Genomic DNA, 18,428 nt, shown 5'->3' with positions numbered 1-18,428 from the left:
CCATTGTTATTTTCCTCCTAATTTTTCAAACACTTCCTCAAATGAAGTGCATAAGTTTTCATATTGTATTTTTGGTCTTTTAATTAAGATGACGGGAATACCAATTTCCAGAGCCGCATCCATCTTTTCGTCTACCGAACCGACTTTCCCGCTTTCCTTTGTAATAATAAGAGTTGTGCTGAACTGTTCGTAAAGCGCTTTATTCAATTCTTTAGAAAACGGTCCTTGAATTGCGATAATATCGCGCTGCTTAACACCAAGTGCATCGCATTTATCCATATTCTCTTTATTCGGCAGCATCCGGCAGACAAGACGAATATTTTCGTTATTTAATAATTGCTCCGTAAAAACGGCGAGCGTTTTACTGCCTGTCGTCAACATAATTGTTCCTGAATGTGCGGATGCAACAATTGCCGCTTCTTTATATGTTTCCACTTCCGTAACGAGCGGATGTACATAGCTTTGTTGGGGACGTTCATATCGAATATAGGGTATACCCGTTATATTTGCAGCAGCCATCGCTGTTTTAGAAGCCTCTTCTGCATACGGATGACTTGCATCTACCACCATTGTTACGTTTCGTTCTTCGATCAGTTCCTTCATTTGCTGTTCTGTTAAGCGGCCGACATGATTAGGAACATTCGCATCTTTTAGACTCGCAGCAGCAGAATCCGTAACAACAGTCGCCACCAGGTCATAGCCAGCTTGTATTAATCGAACCGCCAGCTCTCTTGCATCACTTGTTCCTGCTAAAAATAAAATCATCGTTTCACCTAGTCTCCACACGGGGCTTCTTCCACTTTAATTTTGCATGACATATCAACATAATTGAAATTCAGTATTTTCTTCACACGTTTAAAATACTTAAAGAAACGCTCATTAGGATGTGCATTTTCTTTATAGTCCGCAATGATATCCGTTAGTAAAGGAATCAATTTTTCCGGATCGATTCCCTCCAGGACAGGTTGTGCAGCATGAGCTGTTCGTCCAACTGGTTTAGAGCCGATAAACAAATCGAACTTTTTCTTGCGGTAAACAATGCCGATATCATCAAAAACCGCTCGATAACATGCCATACCGCATCCATTAAAACCGACGTGCAGCTCTTTCGGCATTTTAATGCCTCCGAGCGTTTCCATGATCTGTTCAGCATAAGGAATGGATTCCGCTTTTTCGCCGTAACAGAAATCACACGCCTTGACGATTACTACGTCGCCGACAGGTTGAACAAGTAAACCCGTTTTTTCTACCGTTTCTACGATTCTTTGAGGTGAATCAGTTGGTACCTTCAACACGAGACGGTGATCAGGCGTATACTCCATCGTACCCCGTTCTCCTACAACCTCCGCCAATGTAATCATTTGTACAGGTGTAATCATTTTATTGGCAACACCTGGTGATACAGCAAACTCAAATATGGATTCCACTTCTTGCTGCACTAAAAAAGGATTTTCTTCAACTTTTACAGCCAACGTTTCTTTATGTACGAGCGCTAATGCTTCATTTGCAAGCTGTAATGCGGTTGTTTTAATGGCTGCTGGTTCAACTATTTTTTTCTCGATCGCTTCAATTTTTTCATACCCGGTCTTTGCTTCACCAGTTTCCTGATCCAACGCCCAAGGTTCCGCTTCTTTTTTCAAACGTTGGTGCGGTTTTAATAGTTGTTTTTCTTCTCCTAGCGTATATTTTCGCTGATAACCACGAGGTGTAATGATTTTATTGTCATAGTAAAATGTTGAGGAATTCCCTACGACTACCGTAGTCAACATTCCGATATCGTGTTCCAGCATCTCTTCTAGTGTAGTTAACACAATATCCTGCGTATCCCGGTAGGCAGCTTTTACTAGTCCAACAGGTGTATCCGGAGAACGATACTTAAGCAAAATACGCTGTGCTTCAACAATTTGTCTCGTGCGTCTGCCAGATTTCGGGTTGTAGAACGCAACCACAAAGTCTGCCATTGCAGCTGCCTCAATCCGTTTTTCGATGACCGTCCATGGTGTTAAATGGTCACTTAAACTAATTGTGCACGAATCATGCATAACCGGGGCGCCAAGTAAACTTGCACAGGAGTTAATCGCTGATATACCCGGAACGACTTCTATTTCAATCCCCTCTTTTGCAGTCCAGCCCTTTTCGATTAATACTTCATATACGAGGCCCGCCATTCCGTAAACACCTGCATCACCACTGGAAATAACAGCAACTACATGGCCGGCTTCAGCCTGTTTTACAGCTTCCTGTGCGCGTGAAACTTCTTCAGTCATGCCAGTACTGACAATGGTTTTCGCCGTCACTAAGTGCTCAATCAGTTCAACATACGTTTTGTAGCCCATAATGTGATCACTTTGCTGCAGTGCATCGACTGCACGTTTTGTTATATGTTCCCGATCTCCAGGTCCGAACCCTACAACAAAGATCTTTCCTTTTTGCATGTAAATACCCTCCCTATTAGAAAAATACATCTCGCACCAAATAGGACGTGATGATAATTTTTCTTAAGTGGATTTCATTAAAAACTAGCATTGCTTATCCACTAAGAAATAAAAAAAGCCCGCACCTCTCGTTAGAAAGAGGTACGGGCATGTGAAATTAATACTAAAAAAGTATAGAAAAACACAAAAACAATTACTTGTTTCGCCTATACTTCTCCCTCCGAAAAGTAAGTATCGTTTAAATAAGCAGGTTTCCTGGCTTAAGCTTCCTTTTACTTTCACATCTTCCCATCTTTACGACAGTGATTCATTGTGATTTCATCAGCTATTACAGTAGCGGGGGCTGCATTAGTCTTTCACTAATTTCCCTTTTACCTTACAAAATTCTGTAAGCACTTATCTAAATTGCAAATTATTTAATTATTATAAAAATAACATAGTCTACTAAAAAATGATAGGGTAATTATTATCTTCATAAGCTTTTGAGCATAAATGAAACGTTTATTAATCGTGTATTAGGTGTTTTGTACATAAATTTACTATCCAACTAATCAAAGGTTGTTTAATTTCAATTGTTCACTTTATTATTTTCCTGTCACGGGTTCATTTAGCTTTTTTACATAGGCTACGGCATCTTTTATAGATGTGACAGCAATAATGTTGATATTAAGTTGCTCATTTATTTTTACTTCCTTCGCCTCTTCTTCATTTTCCATAGGTATAAGAATATGTGAAAGGCCGCTTTGTTCAGCAATTAAGGTTTTCGCTTTTATCGAACCAATTTCCTTCACATTTCCTTTGCTATCAATCGTTCCTGTTACGGCAATCGGTATGTTATTGTGGAATTCACCGTTTTCGATAAGACCGCTTAACACAGTGGCAAGTCCTGCACTGTCACCTTCTATATCGTCTCTCTTTAAAAATTGATCGATAGCTGTTGATTTCTCAGGCAAGTGGGCAATGACATTTTCCTTCATCGTCTCAAAATGTTTCTCCGCAGGGCGTACATAACTTAGTAATTCTTCATTTTTCGAACGGTACCGGGTTTTATTCGTGACAACTTCCGTATCCAAAACTTCTTTATTTGTTGAAAATTCGACAGTATGAATTAAATAGCCCAAATCTGTTATATATGGGACCTCAACAACTTCCACTGCCAGTACATTGACACCTGAATCTTCCACTATTTCAAAAGGCTCGTTATATGACATAAGAAAATAAGTATACTTTTCATAATCGATCAATCGGCTTTCAAATATAGTTAATAGAGCTAGTATATAAAATATCACTAAAAAAGCAGCTTTCAACTTCTTGTCGTTTCGGTAAAGAAAAAACCCGAAAATTGAAATACCTAAGCCGACTATAATAAAAATAATAAATTGATAACCGTTAATCTTACCGAAATAATACGCGAGTAAGCCTGCTATGTATAAAACGAATGGCAGTATCATTAAAAAAATACGTTTCAATTTTTCAGCTCCATGTTAAACTACAATTGGACTTTCAAAAACAATCCAATTGGCTGTTTGTGTACATTTGGTTGATTTTAATAAATGTCTTAATAATGATTTCTCAAATTGCTTCACATTCCACTCATAACGGTATTTCTTATACCAATCTACTACTTCTATGTAATGCAATTCTTTTATCCATGCTAACAATTGCTCATCCGTCATTCCCTTATCGAGTAATGCATCAATGACCGGTAGTATGCGTTCTTCTTCCTCATCAATTAAAGCGTATTCAGTATGAAGGCAGCTTTTTAAACTTTGTAATGCACTATATAATAATTGGGAGTCCATTATTAACGGATGTCTAATTGCTTCTGCCAATAAGTCACTTCCATGTGCAACCGCATGTGCCCAGCCTTTCGTATTGTTGAATCCCCGGTAATCCTTCTCAAGAAATAAATATTGAATACTTCGGTGAATAGCCTCAACGATGAGTTCTTCAGGCAAACTTCTTTTTTCACGATCTTTACCTAAAATAAGGGTGATAACAAGTGCCGAAAACGATCGTGTAAATACATCATCTGAAGGATCATTGTGTGTAATATTTAAATAAAGATGCTCGTCATCCAAGCATGTTTTTAATATGGCAATTAATTGTTTGTCAGTAAATTGTTCATTCAGAATTAATTCGCAAAATCCCCGATAAATTAGGTTATCACGTAAATAGGCATCCGTATTTCCGATATTTTTTAGCATAAATTCGATTAATTCGTTGAGATCAATTAAATTTAGGTTAATCGATTTATTTACTAACCCTTCTAAATGTTCTTTCATCATCAATTGAATTGCTCCTTTTTTATTGACCCATTTCAAAAAGTTTTTTTAATGGCTCAGGAATTTTTGCAACTTTTTTCTTTTTTAAATCGAAAAAGCATCCTGATTGTTTTCCAGTACAATGTGTATGCCTCTCCGTTGTAATTTCCAACTCCATTTCCCAACTTGATTGCCCGATTTTCACCATCCAGCACCGTCCGATCGGTTTATCGAAAATTGTTAAAGGAGCTTTGTATTCAATCTCTGTTTTCATCAAGATTGGGGAGATTTGCACTGCCATCATTTCCGCTAATGAATAATGTTCATTTAAAAATGTCATACGTAAATCCTCAAACCACCGTACATACACAATATTACTAACAATGCCCATCGCATCTATATCATAGGCGTTTATTTGAATCGGTTGTTCTGCTAATAATCTTCTCACAATGTTCCCCCCCTATTTTTCTTCTTCATAACGAACCATTGTCCAAAAACCGATATCTTCAAACCCAATCCGCTTATAAATGCGGCCGGCAGCCGGATTATCATAGAACAGGCAAATTGATTTCCCTTCATCGAGCAGGTCTTGGCAAAGCTTTAACATGCAATGTGTCGCATATCCCTTTTTCCCATGACCCGGTCTCGTTCCGACACCTACAATCATCGCTGACTGAGAATTTTCCGCTGTTGTTGATGCTGAAGAGACCATCGCACCTTGTTCGTCACGAATAATATATGTACGCCCTGTTTTAAATTTTTCCGCGCGCTCTCTTCCTTCAATACTAAATGTACCCGTTGAAAATTCCGGAATCGATTGGAGCATTTCAATATTTTCTCCGTACTCACTTGGCTGTAAATACGTCACATTTGAAAAATCCAATTCAGCCGTTGGAACCGTCAATTTTGTACATTTTGCATAATACGTTTCACTGTCCCGTCGAATGCCGCGATTAATCCGTTCTTTTAATGGAGCGACTAAATGCTGTAATCCCGATATTTCTATCCGACCTCGGTTTTCGTTAATTATTTTGGCAAACCCATCGACATCATAGTTCCCTTCACTATACGGGATATAGTTCTGATCATAGCGCAGTAATATTGCTTTTAACTGATCACCTTCAAATTGCCCCCATAAATCCTGGATATCAGATTCCATCCCATATGCTTCAATATCACCGATGATAAATAAATTTTCCGCCGGCTTTTTATGTACAAGTGCCATTGTAATTTCAAGTTCCTCGTTTGTTAACTTTAGGATCATTTTTCTTGCCTCCTATAAAGTACTTTTTCGAGCCTTCACGATAAAGGTCGTTGGAAAGTGACTTGCTTTATGAAGAGAATAATATTTTTCGGAATACGGAATTTCTTCACCTTTTGCATGTATCGGAATTTCACTCTCAATAATTTCTACAAGTTCAAAGTCTGCTTTTAAAAGTGCGTTTATAAATGTCGCCATTTTATATTTCGGTATCTGCATTGGCGCATCTTCCCCTTTAAATGAAGTTGTTTCAATATAACCTTCACGCTGGTAGGAATCCGTTAAAATAAACTGGTGGTCGCGACATTTAATTTGATTATAGAAAGGGTGTTCCCAGCTGAAAATGAACTCGCCGCCTTCTTTTAAGTAGCTGTGAATTAACTTAAAAGTTGCCGGAAGATCACTGGACCAGCCAATCGCATAAATGGAATACACTAAATCAAAATAATTTTTCGGCAAACCGATTTCTACCTCCATTGGAGCCGTAAATAAGTTTGCCACGATATCGTTTAACGTTTTCTGCGCCAGGTCCTTTTGGGCACTCGAAAAATCAACACCCCAAAGCTCCTTTGCACCATTGTTATTCATATATAAAAGAGAATGACCGCTTCCAAATCCAACTTCCAGCACCGTTTTCCCGGTAACTTCTCCGATCAAATTCAGTTCCTCTTCTGTTTGCGCTAAAGGTCCATAGCTTGGCAACGCATCTCCTCCAGCAAAATGCTTCGCTACAATATCCCAGCTTTTTTTATTGTTTTCGATGATTGAATTCAATAATGTCATTCCTTTCCGCAACAATTATGTACGATGATAAATCTATACTAGATATACCAATTAAACCACTTTATCCCATATGTTACAATCCGACAATTTTAATTTGTTTTAGTTGCTGTGCTGTTCTGTCCTGTGTGATTTTGTGTTAATCGGTGATAGTCAGTTATTATTAAAACTTCACCATTTTATAAAAACGTTACCAATTGAACTGTAAATTACCTATTCCTGTTATAGTATGAAACCTTCTTCCCTGTGCATTCTAATGTCATAAGGAGGCGATAACAATGGCAAACAACAACAGCTCAAACAAATTACGTGTACCTGGTGCACAACAAGCAGTTGACCAAATGAAGTACGAAATTGCACAAGAGTTTGGTGTTCAATTAGGACCAGACGCTTCAGCACGTGCTAACGGCTCTGTAGGTGGCGAAATTACGAAACGCCTAGTTCAAATGGCAGAGCAACAATTACGCGGAAATTCAAACAATCAACAATAATTAACGAAAAGGAAGCGCTACAATTTTGTAGCGTTTTCTTTTCATTGTGGCTTTTCAAGATGATTACATACATACGAAATTCCAATATTGATTTTTCACGTGAAGAAGTTCAGAAAGCCATTATGACGGTTGGAATTATATCCGGAATTATTATTGCAGTTTTAGGTTTCAATATAAATTTTCTCATTGCTTTACTGTTCGGTTTTCTGGCTATGATTTTATTTGACCGTAAAACATATACAAAAAAGAGATTAACTATTTATGGGGTCATTACTTTACAGGTATTGCAGCATATGCTCTACTCAGAGACAATCCAAATTATATTATTCAACATTTGAAAGAAAATCCGGAATCCTCCTCTTTATATCTTGCTGAAAACTTCGAACCTGTCATTACTTATCAGACAACTGTTATACGGCCATTAGCAAGTACTGTTAATATCCTTATTGCACTTGAATATGCCATGCAGGTTGAAGGAAATAAAATCCAAAAAGATCAAACAATACCATTGGACGACTTGAACCGTTTAATTTGAAAAATACTGATGGGGGCGCTCATGAAGCATGGTTAGAAGCTATGAAACAAGATGGGGGCATCCAAAATAATGAAGTCACTTTGCATGATGTTGCTAAAGGGATGATTACGTATAGCTCAAATGCCAATACAGACTATTTAATTAATCTGCTCGGTGTTAATGCGATAAATAAGCGTAAAACAGCGTTAGGACTAACACAGCATGCAGACGTTTATCCAATTGTCAGTGCGCTCTTCATCCCTGATTCTATACAAAAAGATGGGATGTCCGAAAAAGAATTAATCAAGGCACTCCAAAAGTTATCAATGGAAGACTATCGTAAGTTAGCTCAATCGATAAGCGTTCAAATGAAAACAGGCGAAATTAATGCAAGCGAGGCAACATTTGACTCATCCCCTGCCATACAAAGAGTTTGGTCAGATCGGTTAATTGGAGCTTCTGCAAATGATTACGGGAAACTGCTCGCCCTTATTTCCAATGACGAGCTGCCACCAAATGCTGCTGAAACAATCCGGGATTTTATGGAGTGGCCAATGCAATTAAATGAAGAAAATTATAAGAAATATTCACATATTGGCTCAAAGGGCGGCTCTACGCTGTTCGTCTTAAACAATGCGATGTATGTTGAAAACCTTAAGGGAGATCAATACGAAATTGTCCTCTTACTTAATGATTTAAAATTTCATGAACATTTCCTGTTAAGGAACAATCGGAATTCATTCGAAATAAAGCTTATGAATGATGCTGATTATCGTGATAAGGTACGTGATGCCCTTTTAAACTAAGTTTGGTTTAATTTTATAAATATTGTTTCAATCAAAAAGATGCTTTGCCTAATTGGGCTAAGCATCTTTTTCAATTGATTATTCCCCGGACTCATTATTCACTTTCCGTATACAGCTCTTTATACATAATGACTATCAGGACCCTTTTACTTTTTAATTTTAGCCACAAAAAAACTGCACCCCATATTTTTGGGATGCAGTTTATCGTTACAGCTTTAAAATTAAAGTTTTACGATGTTTGTAGCTTGTGGGCCACGTTGGCCGTCTTCGATTTCAAATTCAACTTTTTGACCTTCGTCTAAAGATTTGAAACCTTCGCCTTGGATTGCTGAGAAGTGAGCGAATACGTCGTTTCCGCCTTCAACTTCGATAAATCCAAAACCTTTTTCTGCGTTAAACCATTTTACTGTACCTTGTGTCATTTAAATGACCTCCATTTAATTAAATTTAATAAGATCACAATTCCTCATAAAGAAAAAAATTCACATATTACAAAAAGTACTAAATAAAACACGAATACATTTTGTAATAGGTGAATTTATTGTTGTCTTGTAACATTTCTTATTAACATTAGTATATACCATATTAATTCATTTGTCTATGCATATGAAACAATTCACTACCTTGCAAAAATAAATATTATATTATCTATCCTCGGAAGTAGATTTATTTAGTATGAACATTAACCATTACTAGACATTATTCTCAAAACTACAGTATCATTAAAGGCATCAACTACTTAACGAGGTGTTCACTATTATGGCAGCTAAAAAAGTATTAACAAACGTACAGCAAGAACAACTTCTTTCAACACTGAAAGCACGCTTTTTTCAGCATATGGAACGTCATCCGAATATCGATTGGGAAAATGTGCAGACAAAGCTTGAAGCAAATCCGGTAAAACTGTGGTCACTTAATGAAATGGAACGTACAGAAGGTGAACCTGATGTCGTTGCATATAACCATGAAACAGACACATACACATTTATGGACTGCTCATTAGAAAGCCCTAAAGGACGCAGAAGTATTTGTTATGACCAGGAAGCATTGGATGCGCGTAAGAAAAATAAACCGGAAGACAGTGCTATGAATATGGCCGCGTCAATGGGAATTGAAATTTTAACGGAAGTCGAATACCGCTCTTTGCAGCAACTTGGAAAATTCGATTTAAAAACATCAAGCTGGGTTTTGACACCTCCAGATATACGTAAACTTGGCGGAGCGATTTTCTGTGACCGTCGTTACGAGACAATTTTCATGTACCATAACGGTGCTGACTCGTACTACGGTGCGCGAGGATTTAGAGGATCTCTTACTGTTTAGTTTAGTTATTTCTACTATAAAAGAGCTTGTAACAGAAATAGAAGTATCAATGGATAAGAAGAAAACCCTTTTTAATAAACGCATATTTTATAAAATTGATTGGAATGAAGGGCGACTCCAGCGGGAACAGCACGACGCCTGAGACTACAGGCTCAGTCCATGCCCGCGGAAAGCGTCCCGGAATGGAAATCAATTTTTACGCGTAGCAAAAAAATGCTATATTCCTAAGATAAAATGTCATTTTTTAGTTATTTGCTACCCTTATGTCTATTATAGATCATAAAAATCACGATACAGTCCTTCCAAGTTCCGGTTAATCGGATTCACTGAGTGGATTCGCACACCGTTTTTTATTAACCATTGAAGATAGATTTCAATTGCAAATGCAGCATCTGAAATGAGCAGAATATCTTTAATTTCATAAGGAAGATGACTCTTTTTCATTACTTGAGGAAAATCACTATGATGCGAATACTTAATTTCGTATTGTACTTCCTTATTTGAATGCAACGGATCTGTATAAAGCTTTCCCTCTTTAATAAACCAGATCGTATCCGTTAAATCCTTCAGTAAATCCAGGTTGTGCGTTGAAATGACGATGCTTATTCCTTTTGCATGCAGTACTTGAATCAATTGTTTTAATTCAATAATGCTTGTCGGATCCAGTCCATTAAAAGGTTCATCCATTAAAATAATGAGCGGCTTCGTCAATATACTTAACGCAATCAGCAAATGCTGACGCATCCCGTAAGAATAAGATTTGACGGGCTGATGCACATACGAGCGGATGCCGATCAACTCTATGACGTCTTCTATTTCTTGTTGCGGTATATGGTAAACGTTCGCCACAAACAATAGATGATCATATCCGGTTAAATGCATATACAAGTAATTATCACTTGGCAAAAAGGAAATATATTTAAAAAATTTAGGGTTGGTGTTGGAAATATTGTTTATGTGAACAGTGCCCTTATTAATCTCTTCCAATCCTAATACCGAGCGCATTAATGACGCTTTACCTGCCCCATTTGGTCCAACGATTCCGATTATTTCACCGGTACCGATTGAAAATGTAATATTATCCAGTACCCGTTGACTTTTGTATTTCATTTCAAGTTCGTTCACCTGCAATACCATTATGATGTCACCCTCCTTTTAAATAAAAGTCCCATACAGAACAATAGACTACCACTGATTAGTAAAATGGCCATACCCGTCAGGGAATTCACTTTTCCGTTGTTTGCCTCAATCGATTTCCAGCCATCTACAATATTCCATGTATCAAAATATACAAACGGATTATACATACTACTTGTTAGTTCAATATAATGGTTCCCTGCAAAGTACCCGGCCATGACGAGTATGGTTGTAACGATAATCGCTGCATAATGATTTTTCATCAATTTCCCGACAAAGCTGAACAAGCTATTTAAAAAGAATAGCTGCATGAATACCAGCACTCCACTTTTGATAAGCAGCGTTGTCAAACTTTCAAAATAAAAATAGGCATTGTTCGCCGTTGAAAAGAAAAAGTGTTCCTCCAGCCGTTCTGTTGCATAAATCAATATCGGATAATCCCTGTCACCTACACCACCAATAAATGTAGCAATCAGAAAAACAATAGTACCCGTAATGAGCAACAAACTACAGGTAATTAAATAGAGGAAAATCGAATCGGTTTTGTTGCTAAAAAGATCATCGATGGATTCGGCCTATATTCGTCGGCCATCGTTGTCCATAACAAAAATACAAATAAAAACAGGACGAACAACATCATGTTCCATTCCAAGAACCTGTACATTGCAAACGAACTGCTGTCTCCGTATTTGATATTTTGTTTCTGGAACAGCTTTAAACGTTCATAATGCTCTTGATCTAAAGCCTGACTCGGATCATCAAAATCAGAAACCCACTTATGTCCAAGCGGCCACGGGTCTATCCTTTTGTCATCCAGAATAATTTCCTGCTCTTCCGATGCCATGTCGGTCAATGTCCAAAGTGTATTATCGCTTTCTCTATAAGAACCTGGCTCAAATGAGTTCATCACACCCCGAAATGTCTCGGCAAATGTTGGAGAGTTAATATCAGCCTACAGATGTTCCAACGCCTCAAATCGCATTTCTAATTGTTTAATCACTTAGTGATAAGGATTTTGATCAAGCATTTCCAGCTCTTCACCTGTTTCCTCAGCCATCCGTCGTTGCAATTCCTGCTCCATTTCAAATTCCTCTGCGACCAGCTTCCAGTGTGTTTGATCTTGGATAATCGTATTTTGGGAACTCTCAATTATTTTCAGTGCTTTGTCAGGAAATGTTCGGAACTGCTCATTCACTACAATGACCGTACCGCCAATTATACCGAATAGCAGAAGAACGGTAAAAAGAATATGGCCTTTCCGCATCTTTTTCACATGCTCTATTTGTAATAATTTAAATCTCCTGTTTGGTCGATACTCTTTTTTGGTTGCTGTATATTCAGGAACTCCAAAACTGACACTTTTCATATTAATGACAGCATAAGTAATGCCGGTACCTATCACTACTAGGAGTAACATAATAATTAAATAAGGGACAAAACGATTCGAATTCAGTAATAGCTGTTCATATGAAACAATCAAGTGGATCGGGTTATACATTTGAAAGCCGTTTTTCAAGGAAATCATATAGCTGATTAAAACCGGTAAACTGGTCAGCGAGAATAAAAAACCTGATTGCTATATATGAATCTTCTAATTCCTTAACTTATCCTCCACCAGTTCCAATAATCCACAGTTCTAAAGTTGTGATTAATAAACCTACCATTTCGTCCCCTCCTTTGTATTAATTTTACAAACAATCCTACTAAAAGTGTATAATATGCCTAAAAGAATAATTTAGGTGATGAAATGAATAATTACGGACAAGTTATAAAAGAAATCAGGGTTGGTAAAGGCTATTCGCAACAATATGTCAGTGAAAAAATATGCTCACAGGGCAACTACTCTAAGTTTGAAAAAGGAGAAAACAGAGAAATTAAATTCTCGATTTTGAAGGAATTTTTGGGGCGGCTTGAAATGTCCTATGAGGAATTTGAATACATAAGCAACAATTATAAAATGCATGACCGGCAAAGGATTATGAAGAAGTTTTACAATCAAACATATAATTCCGAAAATGCCTTGCTCCAAATGATTGAAGAATGTACTGCTTATTTACAGCAAAATCCGAATGACAATTTAATCATGAATATTCGAACTGTAATGGAGGGCATGCTCGTTTTGGCAAGATCCAGTGATTTTATACTGGCTTCTGAAACGTTATCTCCCTTATGGAAGGATCTCTCGCAACGTAATACATTGTACTTAGCTGATATTTATTTGCTTAATGCAATTTTATTTGTTTTTCCGATTTCTACTGCAACCGAAATAAAAGAATTTGCTTTTCGCCATATCGACAAGTACAATGGATTTCAAAATATTAATAAGATGAAAATAAACTTTCTGATCAATCTGTCGCTTATTAATATAAAAGGAAAAGACTTTGAAACCGCACTCCATCTGTTGAATGATGCAATCGGTAAATGTAAATCAGAGCAGCTTTTTATCAACCTGTCGATTTGTTATGTGAGAAAAGGCGTCTGTCTAAATAATTTAAACGGATCGAATGAAGGTTTTATTGAGAAGGGGTTAACGCTACTTCAACATTTAGAACAAGCAGAACTAGTGAAAATGCTGGAAAAAGAAATAAAAAATAATATAATTATTAAATAATATAGAGCAAATTAAAAAGGGCAGCCTGTTAAACACGGCTGCCCTTTGAATTTATTTTTTATTAGGGAAATTCATTTTACGCTCTAATAACTTAATACGGTATTTATAAATCGCATAAATTACTGCCAGAATAATGATGATGATGACAAACGGCTGCAAGTACTGTTTAAACAGATCCCCTGCCTGCTCCCAGTTTTCCCCTAGCTTAATGCCTAAATAAACATAAAGTGCGGTAATTGGAAACATTGCTAAAAATGTATAGATTGTAAATTTCCATACATTCATTTTAGTCATCCCGCATGGTACCGAAATTGCGGTACGGACGATTGGCATGAAGCGTCCGAAGAATGCGACACCCGCACCATATTTTGCGAAAAACTTGTCCGATGCATTCACTTGCTTTTCAGTAATCAAGAAGAATTTTCCGTATTTCAGGACGATTGGACGACCACCATAACGCCCTACCGCATATAAAGTCAACGGTCCGATTGTTCCGCCTACTGTTCCGGCAAGCACCATTAACCAATAGCTGTATTCCCCTTGAGCAATCCAAAACCCGGCCATCGGTAATATGACTTCTGCTGGAATAAACTCAAAGCAAAGTGCAAGTAACACACCGAAATAGCCAAACCCTTTAAAAAACTCAATCATTGATAGAATGATTGTATCTAACAACAAAAACAACTCCAATCATTTGCAATATCCAAAGTTAAAATCGACAAAACACGATTTTAACTCCAAAGTCCACTTCTACATTCACTTAGCATACAAAAACTTTAACCGATTCACAATAGAATTGTGAAAACATGTCGTTAATATGTATGTTCTTCTTTAGAATAGAACGTCCTCTCCTCACAAATGTTGCCTCATCCGCAAAACTTTTAATTTTATAGCAGTGTATGTCTATGCAAAAAGCGATATGTCAGTCAGCATGGCCTCTTCCTAATACGTCAAATATAAAACAAACAGGCGAAACCATATGTACTCTGGAATCACCTGTTCTAATAGTTAAATCAATGCTTTTAAATCATGAATAAATTCATAGATAAAGTAACAGCCAAATCCGAATAATAATAAGCCTGCAATAATGGAAGTCCATTTAATCATCGCTCGGTTCATGACTTTCCTTGTAAGTGAAACAATCGTTAAAAGACCAATATCATGCAGTAAAATACCCGATAAAATGCCTAGTGCAACAATCAAAAATTGATTGGCCCCTTTCCCTGCATAAGAGTCGGCCAAAACTGCTCCAAATACAGAAATCCAGAAAACGAGATTCCCCGGTGAAACAGCAACTAATAAACCATTCCGATATGTTGATAAAAAGGATTTATTCGCCTTCTCTCCAGCTAACGCTATATCTTTATCAGCATTTTTAATTGAATCGAAAGCCAAAACAAATAAAAAAGCGGCTCCTATTAACCAAAGCGGTAGCTGAATATACGCCAGCGATAAAAATTTAGCCACCCCAAAATACAACGCAATGATTAAAGCTAGATCAATTGTCATTCCGCCAAGACCTACCGCCCAACCGTGCAGAAACCCATTTTTTAAACCCTGTTTCGCCATTTCGACTGTAATGGCACCAACCGGCATTGCAATGGCAAGGCCAATCATGACATACGCAAAATATAAACTCATTCGACCACGTCTTCCAAGAAAAATTCCTTCTTACGTCCGTTTTATAAATATAATTATATTTGAATATTTATAAATATTCAATCACATTTATACTTTTCCTAGTGAATTCCAGTATTGATTTATTTCCGGAAATCTAATATGATGGCATTAATTTATGAGAAGGAGGGATTTTTCTATGTTTTCAATTCGTTTACGCTAAGCTGGCAATAAAAAAGCAAACCCGTTAGTGATGGGCTTTTTTGTCATGCTTGTAAACGATGAAATCATAGGGATTCCTCTTTAAACGGGAGATTTCTATATTTTTTCGCAGCAGGCATACATATGTCTGCTTTTTTATTGCGTTTTAGACTCATTTACAATATGGAGGGCTAAAACTATGCAGATGCTACTATTCTTTTAATATGAGCGGATTACACATACCGCTCGTATCGATAAGCTATCGGTACGAAATTTTATATTTCGGAGGTAGCAGTAATGGAAAACTTAAGCTTTGAACTGAAAAATATACACGTACAATTTTTAGATAAGAATGTACTTACAATCCCGCAGCTGGCCATTTATCAATTTGACCGCATTGGGATTGTCGGCAAAAATGGTGCCGGTAAAAGTACTTTATTAAAATTATTAACCGGTCAGCTCATTCCACAACAAGGGAATGTAAATGCACATGTCGATTATTTTTATTTTGAGCAAACATCCCCTGCCGTTATACAAGACAATATTGATATCGCGCTTGCCCATAAATTGAAGGCAGTCAATCCACATAGCGGTGGTGAACAAACACGGTTGAAGTTATCACAGGCATTCAGCCATTATTATGAGGCGTTGCTTTTCGATGAACCGACAACGCATTTAGATCAGGACGGCATCCGATTTTTGCAGGAGCAACTCCGCAATTATTACGGAGCAGTCGTCATAGTCAGTCATGATCGAAACTTGCTGGATAGCATTGTTACGTCAATCTGGGAAGTCAATGATGGGCATGTTACGGTCTATAGCGGGAATTATTCCGATTATGCAGCGCAAAAAGAACGGGAAAAACAGGAGCAAGCTGCTGCCCATGAAAAATATGTTCGCGAAAAGGCACACCTGGAGAAGGCTGTTGCTGAAAAAATGAAAAAGGCCGAAAAAATTACCGAGGCGAAAAAGATGTCGAAAAAAGAAACGAAGGCCAAAGCGAATCGTATGTTTGAAACAAAATCGAAAGGAACGAGCCAAAAATCGGTTTATCGCTCGGCTAAAGCAATGGAAAAACGGATTGAACAGCTACCTGTTGTCGAGAAAGTAAAAGAAGATGTGCCACTTCATTTTAAACAATCGAAAGCACTGGAACTTCATAATAAAGTGCCGATTATGATGCAAGATCTTACTTTAGCAATTGGAGAAAAGATACTGTTGGATCAATGTCAACTACAAGTTCGCCTCCAGGATAAAATAGCTATAACAGGTCCGAACGGCAGCGGAAAATCAACTTTGCTGCAGGCAATTATCGAAAGCCATCCTAATATGGATCTTTCACCGAAAGTTAAAATTGGCCATTTTTCACAGCTCGCTTATCAAAACTTACCGGATGATACCGTTTGGAATTTTATAAAAACACGAAGCGAATACAGCGATGCATTTATTCGCACTGTTTTGCATCAAATGCAGTTTGAACAGAATGATCTACAAAAGCGGATCACTGTTTTAAGCGGTGGCGAACGGATTCGATTGCTTTTAAGTCAGCTGTTTTTAGGTCAATATAATATTCTCCTGCTTGATGAGCCGACCAACTTCCTTGATATCGCTACAAAAGAGGCATTGGTAAAGTTTATCCGAGCATATGATGGCACTATTCTATTTGTTTCTCATGATGATTATTTTGTAAAGCAAGTGGCTACAAGAATTATAGAAATAAAAGATAAAGCATTAATTGAAGTGTGATTTCACAGTTCTTTAATAAAGATACAATTCTTTCATTCCCAACCGATGTGCACTAAAATAATTCATATGGTAATGGTAGTAAGAAAAGGAAACGAGCCATTAAATATTTGGAGGTCATCACATGGAAATAGGTATTTCAACATTTGCAGAAACTACACCGGATGCTTTAACAGGTGAAACAGTATGTCATGCCGAACGACTGCGACAAATCGTCGAAGAAATTAAGCTGGCGGATTCGGTAGGACTCGATGTGTATGGTGTCGGAGAACATCACCGCGAAGATTATGCAGCATCAGTTCCTTCTGTCGTACTCGCTGCAGCTGCTATGCAAACAAAACAAATTCGTCTGACGAGCGCTGTAACGGTGCTCTCATCAGACGATCCGGTACGTGTCTTTCAACAATTCGCGACACTTGACGGACTATCGAACGGCCGTGCCGAAATTATGGCTGGCCGGGGTTCATTTATCGAATCGTTTCCGCTGTTCGGCAACAACTTGAACGATTATGATGCGCTTTTTGAAGAAAAACTCGATTTATTATTGAATCTTCAGGAAAATGAGATTGTGACATCAGCTGGTCATTTCCGTCCATCCATTCCGGGACGCGGTATCTACCCGCGCCCAGTGCAGGAGAAATTACCGATTTGGGTGGCAAGCGGCGGTACACCACAATCTGCAATCCGTGCTGCTACATTGGGCTTGCCGTTAACTTTGGCGATTATCGGTGGAAGTCCCCTGTATTTTGCGCGCATCGTACAACTATATTACGATGTGGCGAAAAAAGCGGGCCATGATATCTCGAAGCTGCGTGTTGCTTCCCATTCACACGGATTTATTGCGGATACGACAGATCTTGCAGTAGAGCAGTTTTTCCCGTCAACAGCAGCGGCGATGACAAAACTTGGCCGCGAACGTGGATGGGCTCCGTATACACGTGAAGCATTCGATGATGCCCGCAGCTTGGAAGGTGCACTCTATGTAGGCGATGTTGATACGGTAGCAAAGAAAATTATCTATCTTTACGAACATGTCGGCATTTCAAGATTTTTCTTACACATGCCAGTCGGTTCCATGCCGCATGACCAAGTGCTGCATGCCATCGAACTATTAGGTACGAAAGTTGCTCCAATTGTACGTGAGGAAGTAGCAAAATTAAACAATAGATAAGAATGTTAGTTAATGGGTTGTGCAGTATTTTACTGCACAGCCCATTTTTTGTAACGTTTGCTTTTCCCCATTTA

General features: G+C 37.9%; 21 protein-coding genes and 1 riboswitch. Of the genes, 7 read left to right on the top strand and 14 right to left on the bottom strand.

All coding sequences use genetic code 11. The features are described 5' to 3' along the window. Positions 1 to 6 precede the first annotated feature (6 nt). The 7 genes from cobK to AC0VXV_RS07935 form a co-directional block, all read right to left on the bottom strand. Positions 7 to 765: a precorrin-6A reductase gene (gene cobK / locus AC0VXV_RS07965; protein WP_475531420.1), complete on the bottom strand. Its 759-nt coding sequence runs from the start codon at positions 763 to 765 to the stop codon at positions 7 to 9. Positions 766 to 773: 8 nt separating this feature from the next. Beyond that, positions 774 to 2,435 (bottom strand): precorrin-3B C(17)-methyltransferase, encoded by a 1,662-nt coding sequence (gene cobJ, locus AC0VXV_RS07960; RefSeq protein ID WP_475531061.1) that lies wholly within the window; start codon positions 2,433 to 2,435, stop codon positions 774 to 776. 228 nt (positions 2,436 to 2,663) lie between these two features. Next, positions 2,664 to 2,850, bottom strand: a riboswitch (cobalamin riboswitch). Positions 2,851 to 3,019: 169 nt separating this feature from the next. Next, positions 3,020 to 3,904 carry a S16 family serine protease gene (locus AC0VXV_RS07955; protein WP_475531060.1) on the bottom strand — a complete coding sequence of 295 codons (885 nt, stop codon included), beginning with the start codon at positions 3,902 to 3,904 and terminating at the stop codon, positions 3,020 to 3,022. Positions 3,905 to 3,919: 15 nt separating this feature from the next. Continuing rightward, the gene (locus AC0VXV_RS07950; protein ID WP_475531419.1) at positions 3,920 to 4,723 is read right to left on the bottom strand and encodes a DUF2785 domain-containing protein; all 804 of its coding nucleotides are present in this window, start codon (positions 4,721 to 4,723) and stop codon (positions 3,920 to 3,922) included. A 19-nt stretch (positions 4,724 to 4,742) separates the two neighbouring features. Beyond that, positions 4,743 to 5,147: an acyl-CoA thioesterase gene (locus AC0VXV_RS07945; RefSeq protein WP_475531059.1), complete on the bottom strand. Its 405-nt coding sequence runs from the start codon at positions 5,145 to 5,147 to the stop codon at positions 4,743 to 4,745. A gap of 12 nt (positions 5,148 to 5,159) precedes the next feature. Beyond that, positions 5,160 to 5,963, bottom strand: coding sequence for a GNAT family N-acetyltransferase (locus AC0VXV_RS07940; protein ID WP_475531058.1), 804 nt, complete (start codon positions 5,961 to 5,963; stop codon positions 5,160 to 5,162). A 12-nt stretch (positions 5,964 to 5,975) separates the two neighbouring features. Next, a complete protein-coding gene (locus AC0VXV_RS07935) occupies positions 5,976 to 6,743 on the bottom strand; it encodes a class I SAM-dependent methyltransferase (RefSeq protein ID WP_475531057.1) in 768 nt (255 codons plus the stop codon). A 275-nt stretch (positions 6,744 to 7,018) separates the two neighbouring features. Between AC0VXV_RS07935 and AC0VXV_RS07930 the strand changes: the two genes are divergently transcribed. The 3 genes from AC0VXV_RS07930 to AC0VXV_RS07920 all read left to right on the top strand — a co-directional run bounded on the left by AC0VXV_RS07930 (position 7,019) and on the right by AC0VXV_RS07920 (position 8,551). Beyond that, positions 7,019 to 7,231 (top strand): alpha/beta-type small acid-soluble spore protein, encoded by a 213-nt coding sequence (locus AC0VXV_RS07930; RefSeq protein ID WP_008406565.1) that lies wholly within the window; start codon positions 7,019 to 7,021, stop codon positions 7,229 to 7,231. 59 nt (positions 7,232 to 7,290) lie between these two features. Further along, positions 7,291 to 7,569, top strand: a complete 279-nt coding sequence (locus AC0VXV_RS07925; RefSeq protein WP_475531056.1) for a hypothetical protein — start codon at positions 7,291 to 7,293, stop codon at positions 7,567 to 7,569. 238 nt (positions 7,570 to 7,807) lie between these two features. Then, entirely contained in the window at positions 7,808 to 8,551 is a 744-nt protein-coding gene (locus AC0VXV_RS07920) for a serine hydrolase (RefSeq protein ID WP_475531055.1), read from the top strand. A gap of 221 nt (positions 8,552 to 8,772) precedes the next feature. Here AC0VXV_RS07920 and AC0VXV_RS07915 read toward each other — a convergent pair whose 3' ends face one another. Next, on the bottom strand, positions 8,773 to 8,973 hold the full coding sequence (locus tag AC0VXV_RS07915) for a cold-shock protein (protein WP_008406560.1): 201 nt from the start codon (positions 8,971 to 8,973) through the stop codon (positions 8,773 to 8,775). Positions 8,974 to 9,310: 337 nt separating this feature from the next. Here AC0VXV_RS07915 and AC0VXV_RS07910 point away from each other — a divergent pair, with 337 nt between their 5' ends. Beyond that, positions 9,311 to 9,874 carry a DUF4256 domain-containing protein gene (locus AC0VXV_RS07910; RefSeq protein ID WP_475531054.1) on the top strand — a complete coding sequence of 188 codons (564 nt, stop codon included), beginning with the start codon at positions 9,311 to 9,313 and terminating at the stop codon, positions 9,872 to 9,874. Between the two features lie 270 nt (positions 9,875 to 10,144). Here the strand turns inward: AC0VXV_RS07910 and AC0VXV_RS07905 are convergent, their stop codons facing one another. From AC0VXV_RS07905 to AC0VXV_RS07890, 4 genes are all read right to left on the bottom strand, one after another. Next, positions 10,145 to 11,011: an ABC transporter ATP-binding protein gene (locus tag AC0VXV_RS07905; protein WP_475531053.1), complete on the bottom strand. Its 867-nt coding sequence runs from the start codon at positions 11,009 to 11,011 to the stop codon at positions 10,145 to 10,147. Continuing rightward, positions 11,011 to 11,439: a hypothetical protein gene (locus AC0VXV_RS07900; protein ID WP_475531052.1), complete on the bottom strand. Its 429-nt coding sequence runs from the start codon at positions 11,437 to 11,439 to the stop codon at positions 11,011 to 11,013. Before AC0VXV_RS07900 ends, AC0VXV_RS07905 begins: the two co-directional genes overlap by 1 nt. Positions 11,440 to 11,528: 89 nt before the next feature. Then, a complete protein-coding gene (locus AC0VXV_RS07895) occupies positions 11,529 to 11,918 on the bottom strand; it encodes a hypothetical protein (protein WP_475531051.1) in 390 nt (129 codons plus the stop codon). Positions 11,919 to 12,011: 93 nt separating this feature from the next. Then, positions 12,012 to 12,509, bottom strand: coding sequence for a hypothetical protein (locus AC0VXV_RS07890; protein WP_475531050.1), 498 nt, complete (start codon positions 12,507 to 12,509; stop codon positions 12,012 to 12,014). A gap of 249 nt (positions 12,510 to 12,758) precedes the next feature. On the opposite strand from AC0VXV_RS07890, the gene AC0VXV_RS07885 reads away from it, so the two are divergent. After that, positions 12,759 to 13,622 (top strand): helix-turn-helix domain-containing protein, encoded by an 864-nt coding sequence (locus AC0VXV_RS07885; RefSeq protein ID WP_475531049.1) that lies wholly within the window; start codon positions 12,759 to 12,761, stop codon positions 13,620 to 13,622. A gap of 51 nt (positions 13,623 to 13,673) precedes the next feature. Here AC0VXV_RS07885 and AC0VXV_RS07880 read toward each other — a convergent pair whose 3' ends face one another. Beyond that, the gene (locus tag AC0VXV_RS07880) at positions 13,674 to 14,273 is read right to left on the bottom strand and encodes a DedA family protein (protein ID WP_350478452.1); all 600 of its coding nucleotides are present in this window, start codon (positions 14,271 to 14,273) and stop codon (positions 13,674 to 13,676) included. Between the two features lie 357 nt (positions 14,274 to 14,630). Beyond that, the gene (locus AC0VXV_RS07875; protein WP_475531048.1) at positions 14,631 to 15,263 is read right to left on the bottom strand and encodes a LysE family transporter; all 633 of its coding nucleotides are present in this window, start codon (positions 15,261 to 15,263) and stop codon (positions 14,631 to 14,633) included. A gap of 474 nt (positions 15,264 to 15,737) precedes the next feature. Here AC0VXV_RS07875 and abc-f point away from each other — a divergent pair, with 474 nt between their 5' ends. After that, complete coding sequence (abc-f, locus tag AC0VXV_RS07870; RefSeq protein WP_475531047.1) at positions 15,738 to 17,186, top strand: ribosomal protection-like ABC-F family protein; 1,449 nt, start codon at positions 15,738 to 15,740, stop codon at positions 17,184 to 17,186. A gap of 121 nt (positions 17,187 to 17,307) precedes the next feature. Continuing rightward, the gene (locus AC0VXV_RS07865; RefSeq protein ID WP_475531046.1) at positions 17,308 to 18,354 is read left to right on the top strand and encodes an LLM class flavin-dependent oxidoreductase; all 1,047 of its coding nucleotides are present in this window, start codon (positions 17,308 to 17,310) and stop codon (positions 18,352 to 18,354) included. The last annotated feature ends 74 nt before the right edge of the window (positions 18,355 to 18,428 follow it).

The organism is Solibacillus sp. iso_87, assembly GCF_056173085.1.
The sequence above is the reverse complement of the archived record's forward strand: the minus strand, read 5'-3'. Positions and strand labels throughout refer to the sequence as shown.

Coding starts and splice junctions, on each gene's coding strand:
- cobK (WP_475531420.1), bottom strand. CDS start 765: ATGATTTTATTTTTAGCAGGAACAAGTGATGCAAGAGAGCTGGCGGTT.
- cobJ (WP_475531061.1), bottom strand. CDS start 2,435: ATGCAAAAAGGAAAGATCTTTGTTGTAGGGTTCGGACCTGGAGATCGG.
- AC0VXV_RS07950 (WP_475531419.1), bottom strand. CDS start 4,723: ATGATGAAAGAACATTTAGAAGGGTTAGTAAATAAATCGATTAACCTA.
- AC0VXV_RS07940 (WP_475531058.1), bottom strand. CDS start 5,963: ATGATCCTAAAGTTAACAAACGAGGAACTTGAAATTACAATGGCACTT.
- AC0VXV_RS07935 (WP_475531057.1), bottom strand. CDS start 6,743: ATGACATTATTGAATTCAATCATCGAAAACAATAAAAAAAGCTGGGAT.
- AC0VXV_RS07930 (WP_008406565.1), top strand. CDS start 7,019: ATGGCAAACAACAACAGCTCAAACAAATTACGTGTACCTGGTGCACAA.
- AC0VXV_RS07925 (WP_475531056.1), top strand. CDS start 7,291: ATGATTACATACATACGAAATTCCAATATTGATTTTTCACGTGAAGAA.
- AC0VXV_RS07920 (WP_475531055.1), top strand. CDS start 7,808: ATGAAACAAGATGGGGGCATCCAAAATAATGAAGTCACTTTGCATGAT.
- AC0VXV_RS07915 (WP_008406560.1), bottom strand. CDS start 8,973: ATGACACAAGGTACAGTAAAATGGTTTAACGCAGAAAAAGGTTTTGGA.
- AC0VXV_RS07910 (WP_475531054.1), top strand. CDS start 9,311: ATGGCAGCTAAAAAAGTATTAACAAACGTACAGCAAGAACAACTTCTT.
- AC0VXV_RS07905 (WP_475531053.1), bottom strand. CDS start 11,011: ATGGTATTGCAGGTGAACGAACTTGAAATGAAATACAAAAGTCAACGG.
- AC0VXV_RS07895 (WP_475531051.1), bottom strand. CDS start 11,918: ATGAACTCATTTGAGCCAGGTTCTTATAGAGAAAGCGATAATACACTT.
- AC0VXV_RS07890 (WP_475531050.1), bottom strand. CDS start 12,509: ATGTATAACCCGATCCACTTGATTGTTTCATATGAACAGCTATTACTG.
- AC0VXV_RS07885 (WP_475531049.1), top strand. CDS start 12,759: ATGAATAATTACGGACAAGTTATAAAAGAAATCAGGGTTGGTAAAGGC.
- AC0VXV_RS07880 (WP_350478452.1), bottom strand. CDS start 14,273: ATGATTGAGTTTTTTAAAGGGTTTGGCTATTTCGGTGTGTTACTTGCA.
- AC0VXV_RS07875 (WP_475531048.1), bottom strand. CDS start 15,263: ATGAGTTTATATTTTGCGTATGTCATGATTGGCCTTGCCATTGCAATG.
- abc-f (WP_475531047.1), top strand. CDS start 15,738: ATGGAAAACTTAAGCTTTGAACTGAAAAATATACACGTACAATTTTTA.
- AC0VXV_RS07865 (WP_475531046.1), top strand. CDS start 17,308: ATGGAAATAGGTATTTCAACATTTGCAGAAACTACACCGGATGCTTTA.